15 protein-coding genes are annotated in these 20384 nt (G+C 69.5%); all 15 read right to left on the reverse strand.

Annotation, left to right across the window (positions count from 1 at the left end; genetic code table 11):
- Positions 1 to 73: 73 nt before the first annotated feature.
- Entirely contained in the window at positions 74 to 5089 is a 5016-nt protein-coding gene (locus K304_RS26895; RefSeq protein ID WP_037789048.1) for a DUF3320 domain-containing protein, read from the reverse strand.
- A 189-nt stretch (positions 5090 to 5278) separates the two neighbouring features.
- The gene (locus K304_RS0102335; RefSeq protein WP_027762424.1) at positions 5279 to 6742 is read right to left on the reverse strand and encodes a hypothetical protein; all 1464 of its coding nucleotides are present in this window, start codon (positions 6740 to 6742) and stop codon (positions 5279 to 5281) included.
- Positions 6743 to 6744: 2 nt separating this feature from the next.
- Positions 6745 to 8094, reverse strand: a complete 1350-nt coding sequence (locus K304_RS0102340; protein WP_027762425.1) for a KGGVGR-motif variant AAA ATPase — start codon at positions 8092 to 8094, stop codon at positions 6745 to 6747.
- A gap of 482 nt (positions 8095 to 8576) precedes the next feature.
- Positions 8577 to 9023, reverse strand: coding sequence for a hypothetical protein (locus K304_RS0102350; RefSeq protein ID WP_027762427.1), 447 nt, complete (start codon positions 9021 to 9023; stop codon positions 8577 to 8579).
- Between the two features lie 492 nt (positions 9024 to 9515).
- Entirely contained in the window at positions 9516 to 10781 is a 1266-nt protein-coding gene (locus K304_RS0102355) for an amidase domain-containing protein (RefSeq protein ID WP_027762428.1), read from the reverse strand.
- Between the two features lie 3 nt (positions 10782 to 10784).
- Positions 10785 to 11108: a type VII secretion target gene (locus K304_RS31915; protein WP_158687289.1), complete on the reverse strand. Its 324-nt coding sequence runs from the start codon at positions 11106 to 11108 to the stop codon at positions 10785 to 10787.
- Between the two features lie 192 nt (positions 11109 to 11300).
- Entirely contained in the window at positions 11301 to 12917 is a 1617-nt protein-coding gene (gene pgi / locus K304_RS0102365) for a glucose-6-phosphate isomerase (protein WP_051307732.1), read from the reverse strand.
- Positions 12918 to 13200: 283 nt separating this feature from the next.
- Complete coding sequence (locus K304_RS0102370; RefSeq protein ID WP_027762430.1) at positions 13201 to 13488, reverse strand: RNA polymerase-binding protein RbpA; 288 nt, start codon at positions 13486 to 13488, stop codon at positions 13201 to 13203.
- Positions 13489 to 13710: 222 nt separating this feature from the next.
- Complete coding sequence (gene secG, locus K304_RS0102375) at positions 13711 to 13941, reverse strand: preprotein translocase subunit SecG (protein WP_037789051.1); 231 nt, start codon at positions 13939 to 13941, stop codon at positions 13711 to 13713.
- A 161-nt stretch (positions 13942 to 14102) separates the two neighbouring features.
- On the reverse strand, positions 14103 to 14879 hold the full coding sequence (gene tpiA / locus K304_RS0102380) for a triose-phosphate isomerase (RefSeq protein ID WP_027762432.1): 777 nt from the start codon (positions 14877 to 14879) through the stop codon (positions 14103 to 14105).
- Positions 14880 to 14886: 7 nt separating this feature from the next.
- Complete coding sequence (locus K304_RS0102385; RefSeq protein ID WP_027762433.1) at positions 14887 to 16089, reverse strand: phosphoglycerate kinase; 1203 nt, start codon at positions 16087 to 16089, stop codon at positions 14887 to 14889.
- 141 nt (positions 16090 to 16230) lie between these two features.
- Entirely contained in the window at positions 16231 to 17235 is a 1005-nt protein-coding gene (gene gap, locus K304_RS0102390; RefSeq protein ID WP_027762434.1) for a type I glyceraldehyde-3-phosphate dehydrogenase, read from the reverse strand.
- 210 nt (positions 17236 to 17445) lie between these two features.
- A complete protein-coding gene (gene whiA / locus K304_RS0102395; protein WP_027762435.1) occupies positions 17446 to 18423 on the reverse strand; it encodes a DNA-binding protein WhiA in 978 nt (325 codons plus the stop codon).
- Positions 18414 to 19436 (reverse strand): gluconeogenesis factor YvcK family protein, encoded by a 1023-nt coding sequence (locus K304_RS0102400; protein WP_027762436.1) that lies wholly within the window; start codon positions 19434 to 19436, stop codon positions 18414 to 18416. Before K304_RS0102400 ends, whiA begins: the two co-directional genes overlap by 10 nt.
- Positions 19436 to 20371, reverse strand: a complete 936-nt coding sequence (gene rapZ / locus K304_RS0102405; RefSeq protein ID WP_027762437.1) for an RNase adapter RapZ — start codon at positions 20369 to 20371, stop codon at positions 19436 to 19438. Before rapZ ends, K304_RS0102400 begins: the two co-directional genes overlap by 1 nt.
- Positions 20372 to 20384 lie beyond the last annotated feature (13 nt).

The following is a 20384-nucleotide window of genomic DNA, read 5'->3' on the forward strand; positions in this document are numbered from 1 at the left end:
TGCCAGCGGTCCACCCGGCAGCTTGCCGCGCACCTCCCCCGTGAGCGTGGCCGGCCTGGGCGGTCCAGGGCCCTCAGCGGACCGCGTTGATACGGCCGGGTCCGCCGGTAAGCAGGCGCCGGCCGAACAGGTCGCCGATGTCGCGTTGCAGGCACTCGCGGATGTCCTTGCCCATGCGGCGCCAGCCGAAGAACTCGCAGGCGGACTTGATCAGCTCGTCCCCCGACATGCCCGGGCACTCGGCGGCCAGCTCGCACAGGGCGAGATACCGCTCTGCCGGTGCGATGTGGGTGACCTTGCGTGGTGTGCTGCCCTCGTCGGGGCGGCGCGCCTTGAGCGTGTCACGGGCCGGTATGTCGTAGAAGTCGCCGTCCGCCGACAGCTCCCCACTGCGGACCATGGCCGTGGCCGTGGTGCGGACGTTGTCGCGGATACGGCTTCCCGCCCGGCCGACGCCCCACGCCTCGCGGGCGCGCTGGACCAGCAGGTCGAGGTGGACCGGGCCCTCCGTCTCGGCGACCTGCCCGAGAACTCTGCGCAGCGCGGGCCTGGCCTCCTCGGTGTGCAGCTCGTGGCTCGGGTAGACGGCAACCTGAGAGGTCCGGTAGGTGGCGCTCCAGTCGCGGTCCGCCTCGGCGTCGATCACGACCCGCTCGTACTCGACAGCCACCGACGGTGCGGTCCGTGCCGGCTCCCGCGGCAGCGGCACCGTCACCGCGTGCCCGCCCTCCTCGGCCGCCGGGCTGACGCCGGCAGGTGTCGCGCCTGCCGGCGTGGCACCTGCCGCTGCCGGGACGGCTGCTCGCTCCGAGTGGTCGACAGCCGAGGCGGGGGCGGGCGCGGGGGCCGCCGGTGTGGACGCCTCCAGCGGACGCTGCGCGACGGCCTGTTCGACCGCTTCGCGCAGCCGCAGTTCGGCCGCTGCCCTCCCCCGGTACCAGTCGGTGCCCCAGATGCGGTACAAGCGCCAGCCGAGCCCGTTCAGCACCTGTTCCCGCAGCCGGTCCCGGTCACGGGCGGTCCTGGACGAGTGGTACATGGCGCCGTCGCACTCGATGCCGAGCGCGTAGGCACCCGGGCGCTCGGGGTGCCGCAGGCCGAGGTCGATGCGGTAGCCCGCGACACCGACCTGCGGCTGGACCGTGTAACCCCAGTCGCGCAGCACCTCCAGCACCGACTCCTCGAACGGGCTGTCGGGCTCCGCGTCGTCCTGGACGACGTCACGGGCGAGCACGTCGGGGCCGTTCTCGGCGTATTCGAGGTACCGCTTGAGGTGCTGGACGCTCTCGTTCGGGCTGTCGGACAGGCTGGTGCCGTGGAACGAGGCCACGACCTCCATGCGGTAGCGGGCGCGGGTGACGGCGACGTTGAGCCGCCGCCAGCCGCCGGACTTGTTGATGGGGCCGAAGTTCAGGCCGAGCTTGCCGTGTTCGTTCGGCCCATAGCCGACGGACATGATCATCACGTCGCGTTCGTCGCCCTGCACCGACTCCAGGTTCTTGACGAAGAAGCCGTCGAGACGGTCCTCGGTGAAGCAGTGCTCCAGGTCGGGGCGCGCGAGCCTGGCCTGCTGCACGGCCTCGTCGATCGCGGACGCCTGGGCCTGGGACAGTGCGACGACGCCGAGCGTCCGGCCCGGTCGGGTGTCGAAGTGGTGCAGCACCCGCCGGGCGACGAACTCCGCCTCCGCCCGGTTGTCGCGGCGGCCTCCCCGGTCGTAGACGCCGTCGGCCTTCAGGAAGGCGACACCCACGTCGTTGCCCTCGTCGAGCGCGCCGGGGAACGTCACCATCGAGTTCCGGTAGAACGCGCGATTGCTGAAGGTGATGAGGTTCTCGTGGCGGCTGCGGTAGTGCCAGCGCAGGTCCAGTTCCCGCATGGCGCCGGCCTTGCAGGCATGGAGCAGCGATTCGAAGCGGTCGGGGACTTCCTCGGCGTACTCGTCGGATTCGTCCTCCACGGAGGAGTCGAAGAACGATGTGGGCGGCAACTGCTTGTCGTCGCCCGCGACGACGAGCGTGTCCCCCCGGTAGACGCAGTTGACGGCGTCGCTCGGACGGACCTGCGAGGCCTCGTCGAAGATCACCACGTCGAAGTGGAAGTCGGCGGGCAGGAACTGGCTGACCGTGAGGGGGCTCATCATGAAGCAGGGCTTGATCCCCTGGGTCACCTCGCGGGTCCGGTCCAGGAGATCCCGTACGGGCATGTGCCGGGTCTTCTTCTCCGCCTCCCGCTTGATCACCGCGCCAGGTCCGCCGACGAAGCGACGCGGCCGGCGCTTGTTGCACGCCTCGATCACCGCGCCGCCCGCAGCGGCGACGAGACGGCGGTCGGCCTCCCGGAAGTCGGCCACCCGCGCGTCGAGATCGTCGGATCGGGTGATGCGCAGCCGGGGGTCGGTGGCGAGGATGCCGTCGGCCCAGGAGCGGAGCAGTGCCTGCTCGACGACGTCCGGCAGTCGCTCCGGGTCGATGCCGCGTTCGGCGGCGGCGGTGACCAGGCCGGCGGCGTGGTGGCGGGCCAGGACGGCGAGGCCGTCGCGGTAGGCGTGCCACTCCTCCGGCCCGCGCGGGTCTGCGCGGAGCGTGTCGACCACCTGGCGTGCCTGGTCGAGGGTGCCGAGCAGGGAGGGTGAGAGCTGGGCCTTGCGCGCCGGGTCGAAGAGGTCGAGCAGCGCCGTCGCGGCGCGCGACCAGCGTTCGGCGCGGGCGGTGGCGGCGGCGCACCAGGTGTTCAGCGAGTTGCGGATGTTCTCGGCAAGCAGACCGGGCAGCAGATCGGTGTCGGCGTCGTCAGCCAGGTGGTCGGCGAGCAGGGTGCGGCGCTCGGCGCCGCGGGTCAGCTCCGCGATGCGGTCCGCGGTCGCCAGGGCCTTCACGGTGCGGGAGGTGTCCTCGGCGAGACGGGGCGTGTAGTCGCCCAGCAGTTCCGCGTATTTCTCGGCGAGGCGGGCGACTTCGGCCGCCGCGTGGTGCCAGGCCAGGGCGTGGTCCAGGCGCTTGAGGAGCGACTTGCGCCAGGTGCCGTGATGGGTGAGTGCGGCGACGGCCGCACGGTCGTCCTTGGCCTGGGCGGAGAAGCGGGCGACCAGTCCGCGATGCTCGTCGGTGAAGCGGGCGGCGATCGCGGGCAGGTCGTCGGTGTGCGGAACGCGGTCGGTGAAGACGTCCTCGGCTGCGGCACGCGCGGACGTCTCTGTTTCGAGGGCGCTACGCAGTTCCTGCGCCGCCTCGTGCGCTCGCCGGAGGACCTCGACGTCGAACCAGCCGCGCGGCGGGCGGCGCTCGGCCGTCGTCAGATCGGCGAGCTCGCACAGTGCGAAGGCCGCCTCGGCGTCATCCGGCTTGGGCATGCCGAAGGTGTCGGCGAGTTGGGCCAGGGTGTCGGAGACGTCCCCCGGCGGGCCGGCCTCGGCGGAGGTCATGCCGGTGGGGAGGGCTGCGCGCAGGGCGCGGACCTCCTGTTGCAGGGCGCGTACCGAGCGCACCTCGGGGCTACTGGCGGAGAAGGGGCGGCGGCCGATGACCGTACGCAGCGCGTCGAGGGCGTCCGCGGCCTCGGCGACCACCGGCTGAGCCGAGGTGCCGGTCAATCCGCGCCACGGGAAGGACTCCCCCTCGGCCGCGGGACGCCACGCGCGGCTGACGGCCTTGGCGGCCTCAACGACCGCCTGCAGGGACCCGGCGCTCAGGGTGCGGACGGTCTCGGTGTCCTCCGCGGGCAGCGGGAGCTGCGGAGTGTCGGCCCGCTCCAGCTGGACGAGTCGGCCGAGGACGTCGTGCAGGCTGCGTTCGAGGGGCTCGCGCGTGTGGTTCTTCCCCGCGGCGTAGGAGGAGAGTTCCTCGCGCAGCTTCCGTGCCCGATCCAGCTCGTGCTCCGCCGCTCCGGTGACGCGCGCCTCGGTGGTCAGGACGCGGGCCAGCTCGGTGGCGACCGCCTTCTTGCTCGTGTCGCCGCTGTGCAGGGCGAGAACGAAGTCGTCGAGCCCGACGCCGCGCAGCCGGTTCCGTACGACGTCGAGCGCGGCGGCCTTCTCACTGACGAACAGGACGCTGCGGCCCTGGTGCATCAGCGCCGCGATCATGTTGGTGATGGTCTGGCTCTTGCCGGTGCCGGGCGGGCCACTCATCACGAAGGAGCGTTTGTCGAGGGCTGCGGCGATACACTGCCGCTGTGAGGCGTCGGCGTCGAGCACCAGCGGCGTCCTCTCCGGGAGCTGAACGTCGTCGATGCGGTCCAGGTCCGGGGGATCGAAGCCGATCAGGTCGTGCGGCAGGCCGGCGTCCGGGCCGAGGGCGACGGCGCGTACCAGCGGATGGTTCAGGATGCGCTGCTCGTTCTGCCGCAGGTCGTGGTACATCGCCTCGCGGTGCGAGGCGAACAGGCCGAGCACGACACGTTCGTTGATTGTCCAGTCCCGTACTCCGGCGGCGACCGCTCGTGCGGCGGAGAGGATCGCGCCCATGTCGGTCACGTCGCTGTCCGTCACCGGGCTCCAGTCGACGCCGAGCCGCTCCATCTTCACCGAGAGGGCGGGGTTGTGTGTGCGCTCCTGCCCCTCGGCGTGGCGGAGACGATAGTGACTGCGGCTCTCGCGGCGGAGTTCGACGGGGACCAGGAGTAACGGGGCGGAGCTGCTCTCGTGGGCGTCCTCTTCCCGCCATTCGAGCATGCCGACGCCCAGCCACAGCACCCACAGACCGTAGTCGTTGAACATCTGGGCGGACTTCTGGCGCAGCTGGTAGAGGGCCCTGTTCAGCGCCGGCTGTGTCGTCTTCTGCGTGACCAGGCCGGAGATGGATGCTCGTGGGGCGGGAAGGCGGTCGGCTCCCTGTGCCTCGGTGGCCTCCTCGTCCTCCGCCCCTTCCGCAACCGGCGCGAAGTCCCAGCCTTTCGCCAGCCCGGTCAGGACGGCGTCCACGCCGGGTGTTGTGACTTCGATGGTCGCGGTCCTGGTGTGACGGAAGTTCAGCAGCCTGTTGCGGCCACCCATGTCCAGCAGGGAGTCGCGCCAGTCTCCGAGGACGGCTTTCATCCGGTCCTGAGCCGCGTCATCGAGGACGGGCCCGGTCTGGTGCCGAACGGGCATGGGTGGAGTACCTCCGAGCAGGTAGCACGGGGTGCCGACTCGAAGCCACCCCTGGGAAACTCACTACCTATCAGCTGCCATGTCCTGACACACCGGAGATGACCGACTCGATATGGAGTTGTTGTGAAGGCAAGGTGCAGGCGCGGTGGCCATGAGTTTCGCGAGTACGTGCCGTCATCCTGGCCCCGGCTACGGCTTGACCTTCGGGACGCCGCCCTTTCTCCCGACGGAGAAGGCGATGCGGTACACGTCAGGCAGGTCGATACGGCCGTCCTTGCGTCGTCGCATCACACCCAGCTCGATGAGCTCCTCGACCAGCACAGGGTAGTCGTGCGGGTCACGAGGCCCCGTACGCACGCGTTCCTCCTCCTCGGTAGCCGCCCGCTCGGCTTGGAGGTGGAGCCTCTCCGAGAGTCGCGCTTCCGACCAGAGCTCGACCACCGTGTCTTCCTCGATCGGCACCTGCTGGCCGGCCAGCGGCTCGATCACCGTCTGCACCCACGGCATGTCCTCCCTGATCTCGCGGACACGAGTGCGGGAAGCCGACTGGACTCCGCGACGGATGCCTTCGTGATGAATGGGGAAGCCGTGGCCGGCATACTGGGCCACCGTCTCCTCGACGGCCTTGGAGAGCGCGTCCAGGAAGCTGCGTGGGCTGACCTGCTCCGCCCCGTCCATGAGGTGGTTGGGCAGCCAGGTGTACGTATGGCCTTTCCGGAAGTTCGCCCCCATGTACGGGCCGGCGAGCTTGGTGAAGATCGCCGCCTGCAGAGTCTCATCGCCCAGGAGCGCCGCAGGCGGGACATAGCGCCCCTCCGCCGACTCCTGCCATCCGGACTCCAGCTCGCGGAACGCCGCGGCCGTGCTGGCATCCTCGTTTCCGAGGTAGTGGAAGAAGAGACCGTACAGATTGGGCGGCGTCCACTTCAGACTTGCGGCGTTCGAAGTGAGCTTGGACGCGTCGGGGAAGTGGAGCAGGGCCCCGTCGAACATGTCTGGACGAATGAACACCTTGCATCGGATGCTTCTGGTACTGAGCCGCAGTTCGAGGGCGACCTGCAAGATGCCGGCAACCAGTCGGTCCGCCTGACGCCTGTCCAGGTGCAGGTGCTCCAGTGCGTCGAAGAGGATCAGGTGAACGGTCTCCTGCGCACGCCCCGCGCGGTCTGCGTCGGCGATCGTCCGGTCACGCTCTGCGGGATGCTTGCGCACCCAGGCGACCTTGTCCTTCCAGTCCCGGATGCCGATGAGGTCGGGTTGCTGCAGAGCGACCAGCAGGACCGTGGTCCACAGTTCATACGGCGCGATGCCCGAGTCCACGAGATGACGGAGTTCCGAGGGGCCCGGGTAGCGGTCGGGATCGAGAGCTGCTCCATAGCCGGCGGCAACTTCGAGGCGGTTGAGCTTGCCGATGCGGTACTCGTCAGCGGCGATGGCTCGCAGGGCGGGATCCAGCAAGGACCGGAACCAGAACGTCTTTCCCACACCTCGTCCACCACGCACGACCGTGGTGTCCGGGTCCAGTGCCAATCGATGGCTGTCCGGGGTGAACAGATTGTTCCGGTTCGGCTCGACCGTGTCGGCATCCTGCGCCGGCGGCAGTGCAATGCTGAGCAGGGCCCGGTAGTCCTCGACACCGAGAGGTGCAGTCATCACTATCCTTCGAGGATCAGACGGGTGGTGGTCTCCAGAAACGTACGATACGCGGCCTGTACAAACGTCCAGTCGCTCCAGCCAGGGCTGGCGACGCCGTCCAGTCCGACGAGCTCCGAGGTGAACAGGATCGGCACAGGTGCATGGGGCGCCGAGCGGTCTTCGGGACTGGGATTGAAGCCGTTCGGGTCGTCGGATGCGAGGTCGTCATACAGAACGGAGAAGGTGGACCAAGAGTTCTCGCGGAAGGACTCCAGATATCCGTCTCGTCTTTCCGTCGCGTCCGGCACCATGGAAGCAACCATCCGTAGCTTCTCGCGAATGCGCTCGGCCTGTCCCGAATCCAGCCAAGCCGAAAACAGGTCCCGGTAGCCTGTCCAGGTCTGAGCGTTGTCCGAACCGAAGAGAAGCGCAAGGTCCGCCAGCCGGGAGATGGCAACGGCGGCGATGTCGTGGATTCCCGCCCTGCTGTCGAGCAAGACCACGTCGGGGCGGCGGCTGCGTTCCTCGACCCCCCTCTCACACGCCACCACCGCTGCGTCCAACCGATCGGCGAACCCCTTCGTGACGTCCCCTGCCCCGTCAGCGTAGATGCGGTTGAGCTTGTCCACGTAGCTGTAGGGACCGTGGTCAGAGTCGCCGCCCCGGCCCCGTGCTGGCGCGACCCAGAGTTCGCCGTTGCCGCGGACCTCCACATGCGAGGACCTGACCACGAGGTCCAGCCCGTCCGCATTGCCGAGGACGTCTTCCACCAAGTGGTCCACCAGCCCGTACTGCGGGAACTGATCCTCGGCCACCAGAAGAGGACCGGAGCCCGGTGACTCCAGATCGAGGTCGACAACAAGGACGCAGCGCCCCCGGTCGGCAAGGTGCTGTGCGAGAAGGAACGTGGCAGTCGACCGGCCCACGCCGCCTTTGAAGCCGTATAAGGCGGTGCGCGTCGTGCCTTGCCCGCACGGCGGTTTCTGCGGCGTTCTCACATGCGCCCAGTCTTCCCCGACCACGGTGTTGTCGAGCAGGCGAATCATTCCTTGGTCCGCGCTCGGCACCCACAAGGGATCACGAACGGCTCGAGGTGAGTCGAAGAGAGCGTCAGCAACAAACAGGGTCGACGCCGAGACCACGGCCGTCGGCGCCGCGTAGAGGCCCAGCTCCTCACTCATCCGCCCCTGCAGCCTGTCGACTTCCTGCGGCTGCACATGTTTGCCCCGATCGTCGACCGCCAGCGCGAACCGGCCGAGGATGTCACGAACGAGCAGAACGTCCAGCCCGCCGCCGGCCGCCTCACGGGCGATCGACCGAGCGATGGGCGGGGCGTCGTCGAACCGTACGGGGGAGAGAGGTGGCGTCACGTGAGTACTCCGGCAGTGGTTGCCTGTTGGTGGAGGACAAGGATGCGATGAGCCACTGCGCGCCGTGCGGTGACGTCCCTCGACGTGACGGAGGAACCGTCCAAGTAGCGGTCACCCACGTCCCACGTCCGAAAAGGTTCGGCGCCGTGAAGCAAGCCGCCCAGTGCGCTCCCGGACCTCCCGTGCAGCAGCATCCCTACATCGGACCAGAGAGCCGGCAGGTGCCCGAACCTCTGCGGCTTGCCGTCGAGCCCGGGCATCCACGGTCTGAGGGGTGGCTTACCTCCAGGCTTCTCGGGCGCCAACGATGCGCCCAGATACCTCAAGAGGAGACTCTTCAGCGCGCGCTCCACAGCAAAGCCGAAAAGATGATCCGCATTCGGTAATCGGCCGCCGGCCTGCAGGTACGTCGCGTCGTCATGGTGTCGTCGCGCTGCGCCCGCGTAGTGATCCTCGGGTGATGTCGTTCCCACACGTGCATGCTAGTCCGCAACCGACGAGGTTACTGACGTCCCCTCAGAACTTCGCTCCTCGCGCACCTCCTTCAGGAACAGGGAGTCGAGCAGCACCCACTCGGTGGCGCGGTCGACGACTCCGACGGTGCGGCCGTCCAGGGTCGGTGTCTGCTTCGGGTCCTCCATGGGGCACAGCAGCCACAGGCCGTGCGGGGCCTGGGTTGGGCGGCGAGCGGCCTGCTGTGCGCCGACGAGGAGATCATGGCCGCCGCCGTCGTAGTAACGGGCGAGCAGGCCGGCGTTGTGAAGAAAGAGAACCGCCTTGGGACCCGCGTCCTCAGCAAGGGCGTCGAGTCGGGTGGAGTGGTCGAGCCCGTCCTGCTCCCAGGAGTAGGCGGAACGGCGAGACTGGAACCAGCGCTCGCGGCGCAGCGGCCCGGGCTTGGGTACCGCGGACCGCTCTTCTGCCGTCACGATGGAACTCCCCGACGTCGCCTCTCCCAGAGCGTGGCCGAACGCCCAAGCCGACCCTTTCGAATGCACAGGTGCAGGACGCTTCCTGCTCTCAAAGGAGGCCCAGTCCTGTGCAACCTGTTCCGCCTGCCGGGTCCGGTGCGTACGTCCAGTACAGCATCACCATCTCCATGAGGAGCAGCACCGGAACGAGGCAGAACGCCGCAGCTGCAAGTCGCCCCTGCCAGTCGGATGACCGCCGGTGCCCCCGGCGACCCACCAGCAGGCAGATCAGAGCGACACCGGCGCATGTCGGCGCAGCCCAAGCTGTGAAGTACATCCGCAACGATGGGCCCAGGTAGCGGCAACCCTGGTAGGTGTCCTCACCGTAGACGAGCCGGGCGGCGAACAGGGCCACCGACGCAGCGACCAGCAGCGGTACTGCCAGAAGCCAACCTTGCCGCGCTGCGGCTCCTGTAGAAGCCCGGACGGGAACAGACGCCTCCACAGGTCTCAGTACCAATCCGGGTGCGGGCGAACGATTCGAACATTCTGGGCGCCCTCCGCCTTCTCAGTGGCGCTGATACGCCCCTCGAGGCTCACATTCTGCTGCGCACTGCTGTGCTGGGTGTACTTCACCTCACCGTCGGGCATCACCGCTGTTACAACGGCGGCGTGATGAGTATTGCCCTTCTCGATGGCCTCGTTGTCTCCTTCTTGCTCGTAGTAGATGATGTCGCCTGGCCGCACTTCAGACGCTGCGACTTCCTCACCGCCGTGCCGGAGCATGAAGTTCTGCTGGTTCTCCGCAGCGGCCCAGGTGTCCGAGTAGGCGAGGCGCTTGTCCACCTCGTCCACACCCGTCGGATTGCCGATCATCCAGGTGTCGTCACCGGAGGTTCCTGCCCAGAAATCCGTCTTCTCCTGCATCCCGGCGTGAAGCAAGGCATTGGAGACGAAGTTCGTGCAGTTGTTACCGAAGTCGGTCGGGTCTTCTTCGTCCCAGTTGTCAAGCGCGTACTCGACCATCTTCACCCGATCGAACTTTCCGTCCGTGCCACGCAATTCCTGTTTCGCGTCTTCTGGTATCCCATCGAGTTGAGCGATGGCGACCGGTTGGGCGAGCATCAGGTCTTCGCGCTGCTGGGTGGACAGCCCGCCCCACCACCGGCGGACCGTGTCAGGCGACTCGCCTTCCGGAATAGTGGCGGCGAGAATGTCCATCTGGGTGTGGGAAGCATGCGTCTGAAACTCGTTGAGTGCCTTGGCCGGGTCGGTGACGTCGGTGGCGGCGGCGAGCTTGGAGAACTCCTTGGCCGCCAGCCCGTCCGCCTCTTTCATCTGCTCCAGTGCCTGATCGACGAGGTCCTGTACCTGCTCCCGGTAGGGCCCCATGTCTTCCGCCTGGGTGTGGTTCCTCGCCGGTGGACCGGTGACGATGCCCGCCGAAGTGATCTCCATGCCGTACCTGACGGCGAGCTCTTGCGCCTCGCCCAGCGTGCTCCTGGCCGTCTCCAGACTGGTGGTCAGCCCGTCGACGACCATGTCGATCGCCAGGAGAACACTCCGCGCCGCCTCCAGCTGATTGGCGAGCTTCTCGAATTCGCCCGCTGCCGCGGCGCCGACGGCATCCGTCCAGTTCTCTGCAAGTGGTTTGGTCCCGTACTCGCGCAGATCCTGGGCGGCGTTGAGGCAGTAGTCCGAGAGAGACTGAAACTCATCCGAGGCATCGGACCACTTCTGCGGTAGCGCCTCGCTGATTCCTTGATAGTCGACCACGAGTCACACCCGTCCGAGGTCGTTCAGCCCGGCACGCAGGCGGGATTCCGCCTCCGCGTCGCTCCGGTCGTATCCGTCGGCCGAATCTTTCAACCGCTGACTCAGCTCCCCCATTCTCTTGGCCAGCTTCACCATGTGGTCTTCCCACTGCTCCGCACAGGCCCGTAGTTTCGCCGGGCTGGTCCACCCGTGTCCGTGATGAACCCTGGCCACCTCCGCAGATCCGTCAAGCGCTCCGTCCAGACGCTTCGCCACCTGGCGAGCCAGAGCTTCGGTGTCGGCGGACGCGTTGCGCACCGCTCCGGATCGGATGTGGATGTCTCCCACTGAATCCCCCATTCCCCCGCTGCCATCGTCAGCGACAGCCGCTTTCGCCCGTGACCGCCCGGAACGTGAGGCTCGAGCAGGCACTTATGACGCGAGCATGCTACTCCATAACTCACAGTGACACTCGAGATCGGGAAGAGGTTGCTTCCTTCGATGCGGGCCCGCTCTGCCGGCGGGCCCGCGTCGGCTGGGTCAGCGGCCGCGCAGCGTGCGGTAGCGGGCGACGAGGGCCGTGGTGGAGGGGTCGAGGCCCTCCACTTCCGAGCCCTCGGTCAGGGCGGGTTCGATGCGCTTGGCAAGGACCTTGCCGAGTTCGACGCCCCACTGGTCGAAGCTGTCGATGTCCCAGATCGCGCCCTGGACGAACACCTTGTGCTCGTAGAGGGCGATGAGCTGGCCGAGCACCGACGGGGTCAGCTCCGGGGCGAGGAGGGTGGTCGTGGGGCGGTTGCCGGGAAAGACGCGGTGCGGGACCTGCGCGTCCGGGACGCCCTCGGCACGGACCTCCTCCTCGGTCTTGCCGAAGGCGAGGGCCTGTCCCTGGGCGAAGAGGTTGGCCATCAGCAGGTCGTGCTGGCCGGCGAGTTCGCCGAGTCCGGCGACCGGGCGGGCGAAGCCCACCAGGTCGGCCGGGACCAGCTTGGTGCCCTGGTGCAGCAACTGGTAGTAGGCGTGCTGCCCGTTGGTGCCGGGGGTGCCCCAGACGACGGGGCCCGTCTGCCAGTTCACCGGCCGGCCCTCGCGGTCGGTGGACTTGCCGTTGGACTCCATGTCGAGCTGCTGGAGGTAGGCGGTGAAGCGGGACAGGTAGTGCGAGTACGGCAGCACGGCGTGCGCCTGGGCGTCGAAGAAGCCGCCGTACCAGACGCCGAGCAGGCCGAGGAGAAGCGGCGCGTTCCGCTCGGGCGGCGCGGTGCGGAAGTGCTCGTCGACGAGGCGGAAGCCGTCCAGCATCTCGCGGAACCGGTCCGGGCCGATGGCGATCATGAGCGAGAGGCCGATCGCGGAGTCGTAGCTGTAGCGACCGCCGACCCAGTCCCAGAACTCGAACATGTGCGAGGTGTCGATGCCGAACTCGGCGACCTTCGCGGCGTTCGTCGACAAGGCGACGAAGTGCTTCGCGACGGCCGACGCGTCGCCGCCCAGGCTCTCCAGCAGCCACCGCTTGGCGGCGTGCGCGTTGGTGAGGGTCTCGATGGTCGTGAACGTCTTGGAGGCGACCACGAACAGTGTGGTGGCCGGGTCCAGGCCGTGCAGCGCCTCGTGCAGGTCGGCGCCGTCGACGTTGGAGACGAAGCGGACGTCGAGGTCGCGGCGGGTGTAGGGGCGCAGCGCCTCGTACGCCATGGCCGGCCCGAGGTCGGAGCCGCCGATGCCGATGTTGACCACGGACCGGATCGGCAGGCCGGTGTGCCCGGCCCACTTGCCGCCCCGTACGGCCTCCGCGAAGGCGCTCATGCGGTCGAGGACCGCGTGCACCTCGGGGACGACGTTCTCGCCGTCGACCTCGACGACCGCGTCCCGCGGGGCGCGCAGCGCGGTGTGCAGCACGGCCCGGTCCTCGGTGATGTTGATCCGTTCGCCGCGGAACATGGCGTCCCGCAGGCCGGCGACGTCCGCGGCGGACGCCAGGTCGCGCAGCAGCCGCAGCGTCTCGTCGGTGACCAGCTGTTTGGAGTAGTCCAGGTGGAGGTCGCCGACCTGGACGCCGTACCGCTCGGCCCGGCCGGGGTCCTGCGCGAAGAGGTCGCGCAGGTGTACGTCTCCGAGTGCGTCGCGGTGTGCGGCCAGCGCCCTCCACTCGGGCATGCGGTCGAGCGGTGTGCGCGGCGCCGCACCCTCTCCGTGTGTCTGCACAGTCAGCCCATTCGTCTCGTTGGTTCCCCGCCGCAACAAACCTAAGGGATCGACGGCCCCGCCACGCCACCGGACGGGGCGGTGCGGCGGGGTCGTTCACGAGAGGTCCGCCCGTCGGCCACCCGCCGTTCGGACGCGGTGGGAGACGGCGGCGGGCGGAAGGACGGCGCACGGAAGGCGCGGCACGCGGACGGCCGCCGGACGTGGCCCCGACGGACCGGGGTGGGGTGCGCCGTCAGATCTCGCCGCGCAGCTTGGCCAGCGCCTCGGCGAGGATCGCCTCGCCGTCCGCGTCGCTGCGCCGCTCGCGGACGTAGGCGAGGTGGGTCTTGTACGGCTCGGTGCGCGGCGGGTCGGGCGGGTTGTCCCGGTCCTTGCCGGCGGGGAAGCCGCAGCGAGGGCAGTCCCAGGTGTCGGGGACGGTTGCGTCCCCGGCGAAGCTCGGCTGTGTCTCGTGCCCGTTCGAGCACCAGAAGGAGATGCGCAGGCGCGGAGCCGACTCACCGCGCTCGGCTTCTCCCATCGGCCCCGCCCCGACCCGGCTGCCCCGGATCGCGTTGCCACTTGCCACGGTCGTACTCCCTGCCTCACGGTGCCGCGGAGCGTGGAGAGGCCGCTCCGCCGCACACGCCCTGGTTTACGTAGGACCAACGCGCGTCCCGCGACCCGAGTTACTTACTCCGGCCGCGGACCGCGGAGCCACATGATAGGCAGGGCGGGCGGAACGTCGACAGCGTGCGGACGGTCAGCCCTCGAACTTCATCAGCAGACCGAGCACCACGATGATCGCGAACCACGCGATGGCGACGACGACCGTGATGCGGTCGAGATTGCGCTCGGCGACCGAGGACCCGCCGACGGACGACTGCATGCCGCCGCCGAACATGTCGGAGAGGCCGCCGCCCTTCCCCTTGTGCATCAGCACCAGCAGCAACAGCAACAGGCTGAAGACGACGAGGGCGATAGAGAACCCCATGAGCACGGCTGGACCAACTCTCTCGGACGGTGAGCGGAAGACTTTCTGGATGGTGCGGGGGCCGGAGGACTGACTCCGGCCCCCGACAGGGTACGTCGTGTGGTCACCCGTCGTCACTCGTGCCCGCCGTGACGGGCGACGACGGCGCTGTCACGAGCCTGTCACTGGTCGTGGAAGCGGACGATCTTCACGAATTCGTCCGTGTCCAGCGAGGCGCCCCCGACCAGGGCGCCGTCCACGTCGGGCTGCGCCATGATCGCGGCGACGTTGCCGGACTTCACCGAGCCGCCGTACTGGATGCGGACCTTTCCGGCGACCTCGTCGTCGTACAGCTCGGCCAGCCGGCCGCGGATCGCGCGGCAGACCTCCTGGGCGTCCTCCGGGGTGGCGACCTCACCGGTGCCGATGGCCCACACCGGCTCGTACGCGATCACGAGCGTCGCCGCCTGCTCGGCCGGCACGCCGTCGAGGGCGCCGTCGAGCTGGGCGAGCGTGTGGGCGACGTGGTCGCCGGCCTTGCGGACCTCCAGGCCCTCGCCGACGCACAGGATCGGGGTGAGCCCGTGTGCGAAGGCGGCCTTGACCTTGGCGTTGCAGACGGCCTCGTCCTCGGCGTGGTACTGGCGTCGCTCCGAGTGACCGATGGTGACATAGGTGCACTTGAGCTTGGCCAGCATCGCGCCGGAGACCTCGCCGGTGTAGGCGCCGGATTCGTGCGCGGACACGTCCTGGGCGCCGTACCTGATCTTGAGCTTGTCGCCGTCGACGAGGGTCTGCACCGAGCGCAGGTCGGTGAACGGCGGCAGGACGGCGACCTCGACGGCCTCGTGGTCCTTGTCCGCGAGGGCGAAGGCGAGCTTCTGGACGTGTGCGATGGCCTCGAGGTGGTTGAGGTTCATCTTCCAGTTGCCCGCCATCAGCGGCGTGCGGTTACTCATGGGGTGTTCAGTCCTCCAGTGCGGCGAGGCCGGGGAGCGTCTTGCCCTCGAGGTACTCGAGGCTGGCGCCGCCACCGGTCGAGATGTGGCCGAAGGCATTCTCGTCGAAGCCCAGCAGGCGGACGGCGGCGGCACTGTCTCCGCCGCCGACGACCGTGAAGGCCGAGCCGTCGAGGAGACCCTGCGCGACCGCGCGCGTACCCTCGGCGAAGTCCGGGTGCTCGAAGACGCCCATCGGCCCGTTCCAGAAGACGGTGGCCGCGTCCGCCAGCTTGGCGGCGTACAGCTTGCGGCTCTCCGGGCCGATGTCCAGGCCCATCAGGTCGGCCGGGATGGCGTCGGCGGGCACGGCGGCGGGGTCTGTCGGCGCCTTCGTCTTCAGGTCCGGGAACGCGGTGGAGGCGAGCACGTCGACGGGGAGGACGAACTCCACGCCGCGCTCGTCCGCCCGCTTGAGGTAGTCCTGGACGGCCGGGATCTGGTCCTCCTGGAGCAGCGAGCCGCCCACCTCGTGGCCCTGGGCCCTGAGGAAGGTGTACGCCATGCCGCCGCCGATGAGGATGCGGTCCGCCTTCTCCAGCAGGTGCTCGATGACGCCGAGCTTGTCGGAGACCTTGGCGCCGCCGAGTACGACGGCGTAGGGGCGGGCGACGTTCTCGGTGAGCTTCTTCAGCACGCCGACCTCGGTGGCGATCAGGCCGCCGGCCGCGTGCGGGAGCCGGGCGGGGAGGTCGTACACCGAGGCGTGCTTGCGGTGCACCGCGCCGAAACCGTCGCCGACGTAGAGGTCGGCCAGAGCGGCGAGACGGTCGGCGAACGCACCGCGTTCGGCGTCGTCCTTGCTGGTCTCCCCGGCCTGGAAGCGGAGGTTCTCCAGCAGCGCCACGTCGCCGTCGGCCAGGCCGTCCACGGTGGCACGGGCCTGGTCGCCGACGGTGTCGGCGGCGAAGGCGACGTCCCTGCCGAGGAGTTCACCGAGCCGCGCGGCGACCGGGGCGAGGGAGAACTGCGGGTCCGGGGAGCCCTTGGGGCGGCCCAGGTGGGAGGCGACGACCACGCGGGCCCCGGCCTCGGCGAGTCTGCGGACCGTGGGGACGGCGGCGCGGATGCGGCCGTCGTCGGTGATGGTGTCCCCGTCGAGCGGGACGTTCAGGTCGGCGCGGACGAAGACCCGCTTGCCGGCCACCTGAAGAGCGTCGATCGTCTTCATCGTTCCTCGGAATTCCTCGTGTCGGGCCGCGCCTGGGGGCGGCCCCGTACGAACCGGGGCCCGCGCAACGCGTCATCGCGCTCCGCGAGCCCCGGCCATGTCACCTCGCTGCTGCCGTCGTGGTGGACGTACCGCCGACGGTCAGAGCTTGCCGCCGACGAAGACCGTCAGGTCCACGAGGCGGTTGGAGTAGCCCCACTCGTTGTCGTACCAGCCGACGATCTTCACCTGCTTGCCCTGGACCATGGTCAGGGACGAGTCGAAGGTGCAGGACGCCGGCCAGTTGACGATGTCCGAGGAGACGATCGGGTCCTCGGTGTATTCCAGGACGCCCTTGAGCTGGCCCTCCGCGGCCTTCTGGAAGGCGGTGTTCACCTCGTCGCGGGTGACCTCCCGGTCCAGTTCGATGACCAGGTCCGTGACCGAACCGGTCGGGACCGGGACGCGCATCGCGATGCCGTCCAGCTTGCCCTTGAGCTGCGGCAGGACCAGGGCGGTCGCCTTCGCGGCGCCGGTGGACGTCGGGATGATGTTCTCGGCCGCGGCACGCGCCCGGCGCAGGTCCTTGTGCGGGAAGTCCAGGATGCGCTGGTCGTTGGTGTACGCGTGGACGGTCGTCATCATGCCCTTGACGATGCCGAAGCTCTCGTCCAGCACCTTCGCCATCGGCGCCACGCAGTTGGTGGTGCACGAGGCGTTGGAGATGACGTGGTCCTTCTCCGGGTCGTACTGGTCCTCGTTGACGCCCATGACCACCGTGATGTCCTCCTCCTTGGCCGGAGCCGAGATGAGGACCTTCTTCGCGCCCGCCGCGAGGTGCTTCGCCGCGTCCTCGCGCTTGGTGAAGATGCCGGTGGACTCGATGACGATGTCGGCGCCGAGTTCGCCCCAGGGAAGCTGGGCCGGGTCGCGCTCCGCCATCGTCCGGAAGGTCTGGTTGCCGACCGTGATGGTGTCGTCGGTGTGGCTGACCTGCTGCTTCAGGCGACCGAGGATGCTGTCGTACTTCAGCAGGTGCACCAGGGTCGCGTTGTCGGTCAGGTCGTTGACGCCGACGATCTCGACGTCCGCCCCCTGCTCAAGGAGTGCGCGGAAATAGTTGCGGCCGATGCGGCCAAAGCCGTTGATGCCTACGCGGATCGTCACGAACCGATCTCCTCGTTGGGTACGCCGGCGTGTGCGGACGCCGGCGAGAGCTGTATGGGCTGTGTCCCCGACCACTTCCGACCCTACCGCGCGCGTCCCGGTCGCGGCGCCGCTCCCCTCCCCGTGCCGTCGCGTTCCCGTCCCCGTTCGCGGGACGGGCCCGGGCGGGGAGCCCGTCCCGCGGACGGGGACGCGGCACGGAGGCGGGCGTCAGACCGCCATCTCCTCGGCGAGGTTGGACTCGGTGCCGGGGACGCCCAGGTCCTGTGCCCGCTTGTCGGCCATGGCCAGCAGGCGGCGGATCCGGCCCGCCACCGCGTCCTTGGTCAGCGGCGGGTCGGCGAGGGCGCCGAGCTCCTCCAGCGACGCCTGCTTGTGCTCCATCCGCAGCGCGCCGGCCGCCGCCAGGTGCTCGGGGACGTCCTCACCGAGGATCTCCAGCGCACGCTGCACCCGCGCACCCGCAGCCACCGCCGCCCGCGCGGAACGCCGCAGGTTGGCGTCGTCGAAGTTCGCGAGCCGGTTCGCGGTCGCCCGCACCTCGCGCCGCATGCGGCGCTCCTCCCAGGCGAGCACGGCCTCGTGCGCGCCGAGGCGGGTGAGCAGCGCGCCGATGCCGTCGCCGTCGCGCACGACGACGCGGTCGACGCCGCGCACCTCGCGGGCCTTCGCGGGGATCTGGAGGCGCCGGGCGGCGCCGACCAGGGCCAGGGCGGCCTCCGGGCCGGGGCAGGTGACCTCGAGGGACGAGGAGCGGCCGGGCTCGGTCAGCGAGCCGTGGGCGAGGAAGGCGCCGCGCCAGGCGGCCTCCGCGTCGCAGGTGGCCCCCGAGACCACCTGCGGCGGCAGGCCGCGAATCGGGCGGCCCCGGCTGTCGACCAGGCCGGTCTGGCGGGCGAGCTGGTCACCGCCGGCCACCACGCGGACGACGTAGCGTGAGCCGCGCCGCAGCCCGCCGGGGGCCATGACCACCAGGTCGGAGGCGTGGCCGAAGATCTCCAGGATGTCCTTGCGGAGCCGCCGGGCGGCGATGCCGGTGTCGAGTTCCGCCTCGATCACGATGCGTCCGCTGACCAGGTGCAGGCCGCCCGCGAAGCGAAGGGTCGACGAGACCTCCGACTTCCGGCAGCAGGTCCGGGTGACGGGGAGCCGGGAGATTTCGTCCTTCACCGCTGCCGTCATCGCCATGGGCCGATCCTTCCATGCATCCGAAAAATACGGTCGTACGCGGCCGCCAGCAGCTCCGGGTCGTGCCGGGCGGACTGGCCGGAGGCCGCGACGGGTGCCAGCTGGACCGTGGCTCCGAGCTGCTCGGCAGCCTCCCGGAGACTGTGTGCGTCCGGCACCGCGTCCTGGTCGGCCAGCACCGCGTCGAAGGCGAGTTTAGGGGCGTGTCGGGCCAAAACCTCCAAATGACGCTGCGGGGAGAAACCTTCCGTTTCACCCGGTTGCGGCGCGAGATTGAGGGAGAGCACCCGGCGCGCCTTGGTCTCCTGGAGCGCGTCGCGCAGTTCGGGCACCAGCAGGTGCGGGATGACCGAGGAGAACCAGGAACCCGGCCCGACCACAACCCAGTCGGCGTCCAGGACGGCGGCGACGGCTTCCGGCACGGCGGGCGGGTCCGGCGGGACCAGGTGGACCTGCTGCACCTCACCGGGTGTCAGCGCGACGGTGGCCTGCCCGCGCACCGTGCTCACCTCGTCGGGCCGGGCGGCGTCGTGTCCGCGCACGCTCGCGGTGAGTTCGAGCGGGACGGCGGACATGGGCAGCACCCGGCCGTGCGCGCCGAGCAGCCTGCCGACCAGGTCGAGGGCCTGGACGTGGTCGCCGAGCTGCTCCCACAGGGCGACGATCAGCAGGTTGCCGACCGCGTGCTGGTGCAGCTCGCCCTTGCTCTCGAAGCGGTGCTGGATGACCTCCGCCCAGGTGCGCCCCCAGTCGTCGTCGCCGCACAGCGCGGCGAGGGCCTTGCGCAGGTCGCCGGGGGGCAGCACACCGAGTTCGTCCCGCAGCCGGCCGCTGGAGCCGCCGTCGTCGGCGACGGTGACGACCGCGGTGAGGTCGCCGGTGATGCGGCGCAACGCGGTGAGCGAGGCCGAGAGACCCATGCCGCCGCCGAGGGCGACGACCTTGGGCTGGGCACCGCGGCGTACCGTCTGTCCGCCGACGAGACGCCGCAGCCGTATCGTCCTACGAGCCATTACTCACGTCCCATGTCCCGGTGGACGACGACGGTTTCCACGCCCTCTCGGGAGAGGCGGGCGGCGAGGCGTTCGGACATGGCGACCGAGCGGTGCTTGCCTCCGGTGCACCCGACGGCGACCGTGACGTAGCGCTTGCCCTCGCGGCGGTAACCCGCGGCGATGAGCTGCAGCAGTTCGGTGTAGCGGTCGAGGAACTCCTTGGCTCCGGGCTGGTTGAAGACGTAGCCCGAGACCTCCTCGTTGAGCCCGGTGAAGGGGCGCAGCTCGGGCACCCAGTGCGGGTTGGGCAGGAAGCGGCAGTCGACGACCAGGTCGGCGTCCACGGGGAGTCCGTACTTGTAGCCGAACGACATGACCGTGGCACGGAGTTCGGGCTCCTCCTCGCCGGCGAACTGGGCGTCGAGTTTGGCGCGCAGCTCGTGCACGTTGAGGCTGGAGGTGTCGATCACCAGGTCCGCGTCGCCGCGCAGTTCGCGCAGCAGGTCGCGTTCGGCGGCGATGCCGTCCACGATGCGTCCGTCGCCCTGGAGGGGGTGGGGGCGCCGCACGGATTCGAACCTGCGCACGAGGGCTTCGTCGGAGGCCTCCAGGTAGACGGTGCGCCGGGTGACCTCCTTGGCGTCGAGGTCGATCAGCGACTGCTTGAGGTTGTCGAAGAAGCGCCGGCCGCGCACGTCGACGACCACGGCGATCCGGGCGACGTTGCCCTGCGAGCGCGCGCCGAGGTCCACCATGGTGGGGATCAGCGCGGGCGGCAGGTTGTCGACCACGAACCAGCCGAGGTCCTCCAGGCACTTCGCGGCGGTGCTGCGCCCCGCCCCGGACATGCCGGAGATGATCAACAGCTCCGGTGTCGTCGCGTCCTCGGTCTCGGCGGGCGTGCCCGTGCTCACCTGTGCTCCGTCTCTGCGGTCCTCGTGTGCTTCGTCCATGATCGCGTCCCCC

Source organism: Streptomyces sp. CNS606 (assembly GCF_000426325.1).

Excerpts from the sequence above, each read along its gene's own strand:
- whiA (WP_027762435.1), bottom strand. The coding sequence starts at position 18,423 with ATGGCGATGACGGCAGCGGTGAAGGACGAAATCTCCCGGCTCCCCGTC.
- pgi (WP_051307732.1), bottom strand. The coding sequence starts at position 12,917 with ATGCCCGAGTGGAGGGCGCTGGCCGCACACCGCGACGCACTCGGAGAC.
- K304_RS0102400 (WP_027762436.1), bottom strand. The coding sequence starts at position 19,436 with ATGGCTCGTAGGACGATACGGCTGCGGCGTCTCGTCGGCGGACAGACG.
- rapZ (WP_027762437.1), bottom strand. The coding sequence starts at position 20,371 with ATGGACGAAGCACACGAGGACCGCAGAGACGGAGCACAGGTGAGCACG.
- K304_RS0102385 (WP_027762433.1), bottom strand. The coding sequence starts at position 16,089 with ATGAAGACGATCGACGCTCTTCAGGTGGCCGGCAAGCGGGTCTTCGTC.
- K304_RS0102335 (WP_027762424.1), bottom strand. The coding sequence starts at position 6,742 with ATGACTGCACCTCTCGGTGTCGAGGACTACCGGGCCCTGCTCAGCATT.
- K304_RS0102370 (WP_027762430.1), bottom strand. The coding sequence starts at position 13,488 with ATGGGAGAAGCCGAGCGCGGTGAGTCGGCTCCGCGCCTGCGCATCTCC.
- tpiA (WP_027762432.1), bottom strand. The coding sequence starts at position 14,879 with ATGAGTAACCGCACGCCGCTGATGGCGGGCAACTGGAAGATGAACCTC.
- K304_RS26895 (WP_037789048.1), bottom strand. The coding sequence starts at position 5,089 with ATGCCCGTTCGGCACCAGACCGGGCCCGTCCTCGATGACGCGGCTCAG.
- secG (WP_037789051.1), bottom strand. The coding sequence starts at position 13,941 with ATGGGGTTCTCTATCGCCCTCGTCGTCTTCAGCCTGTTGCTGTTGCTG.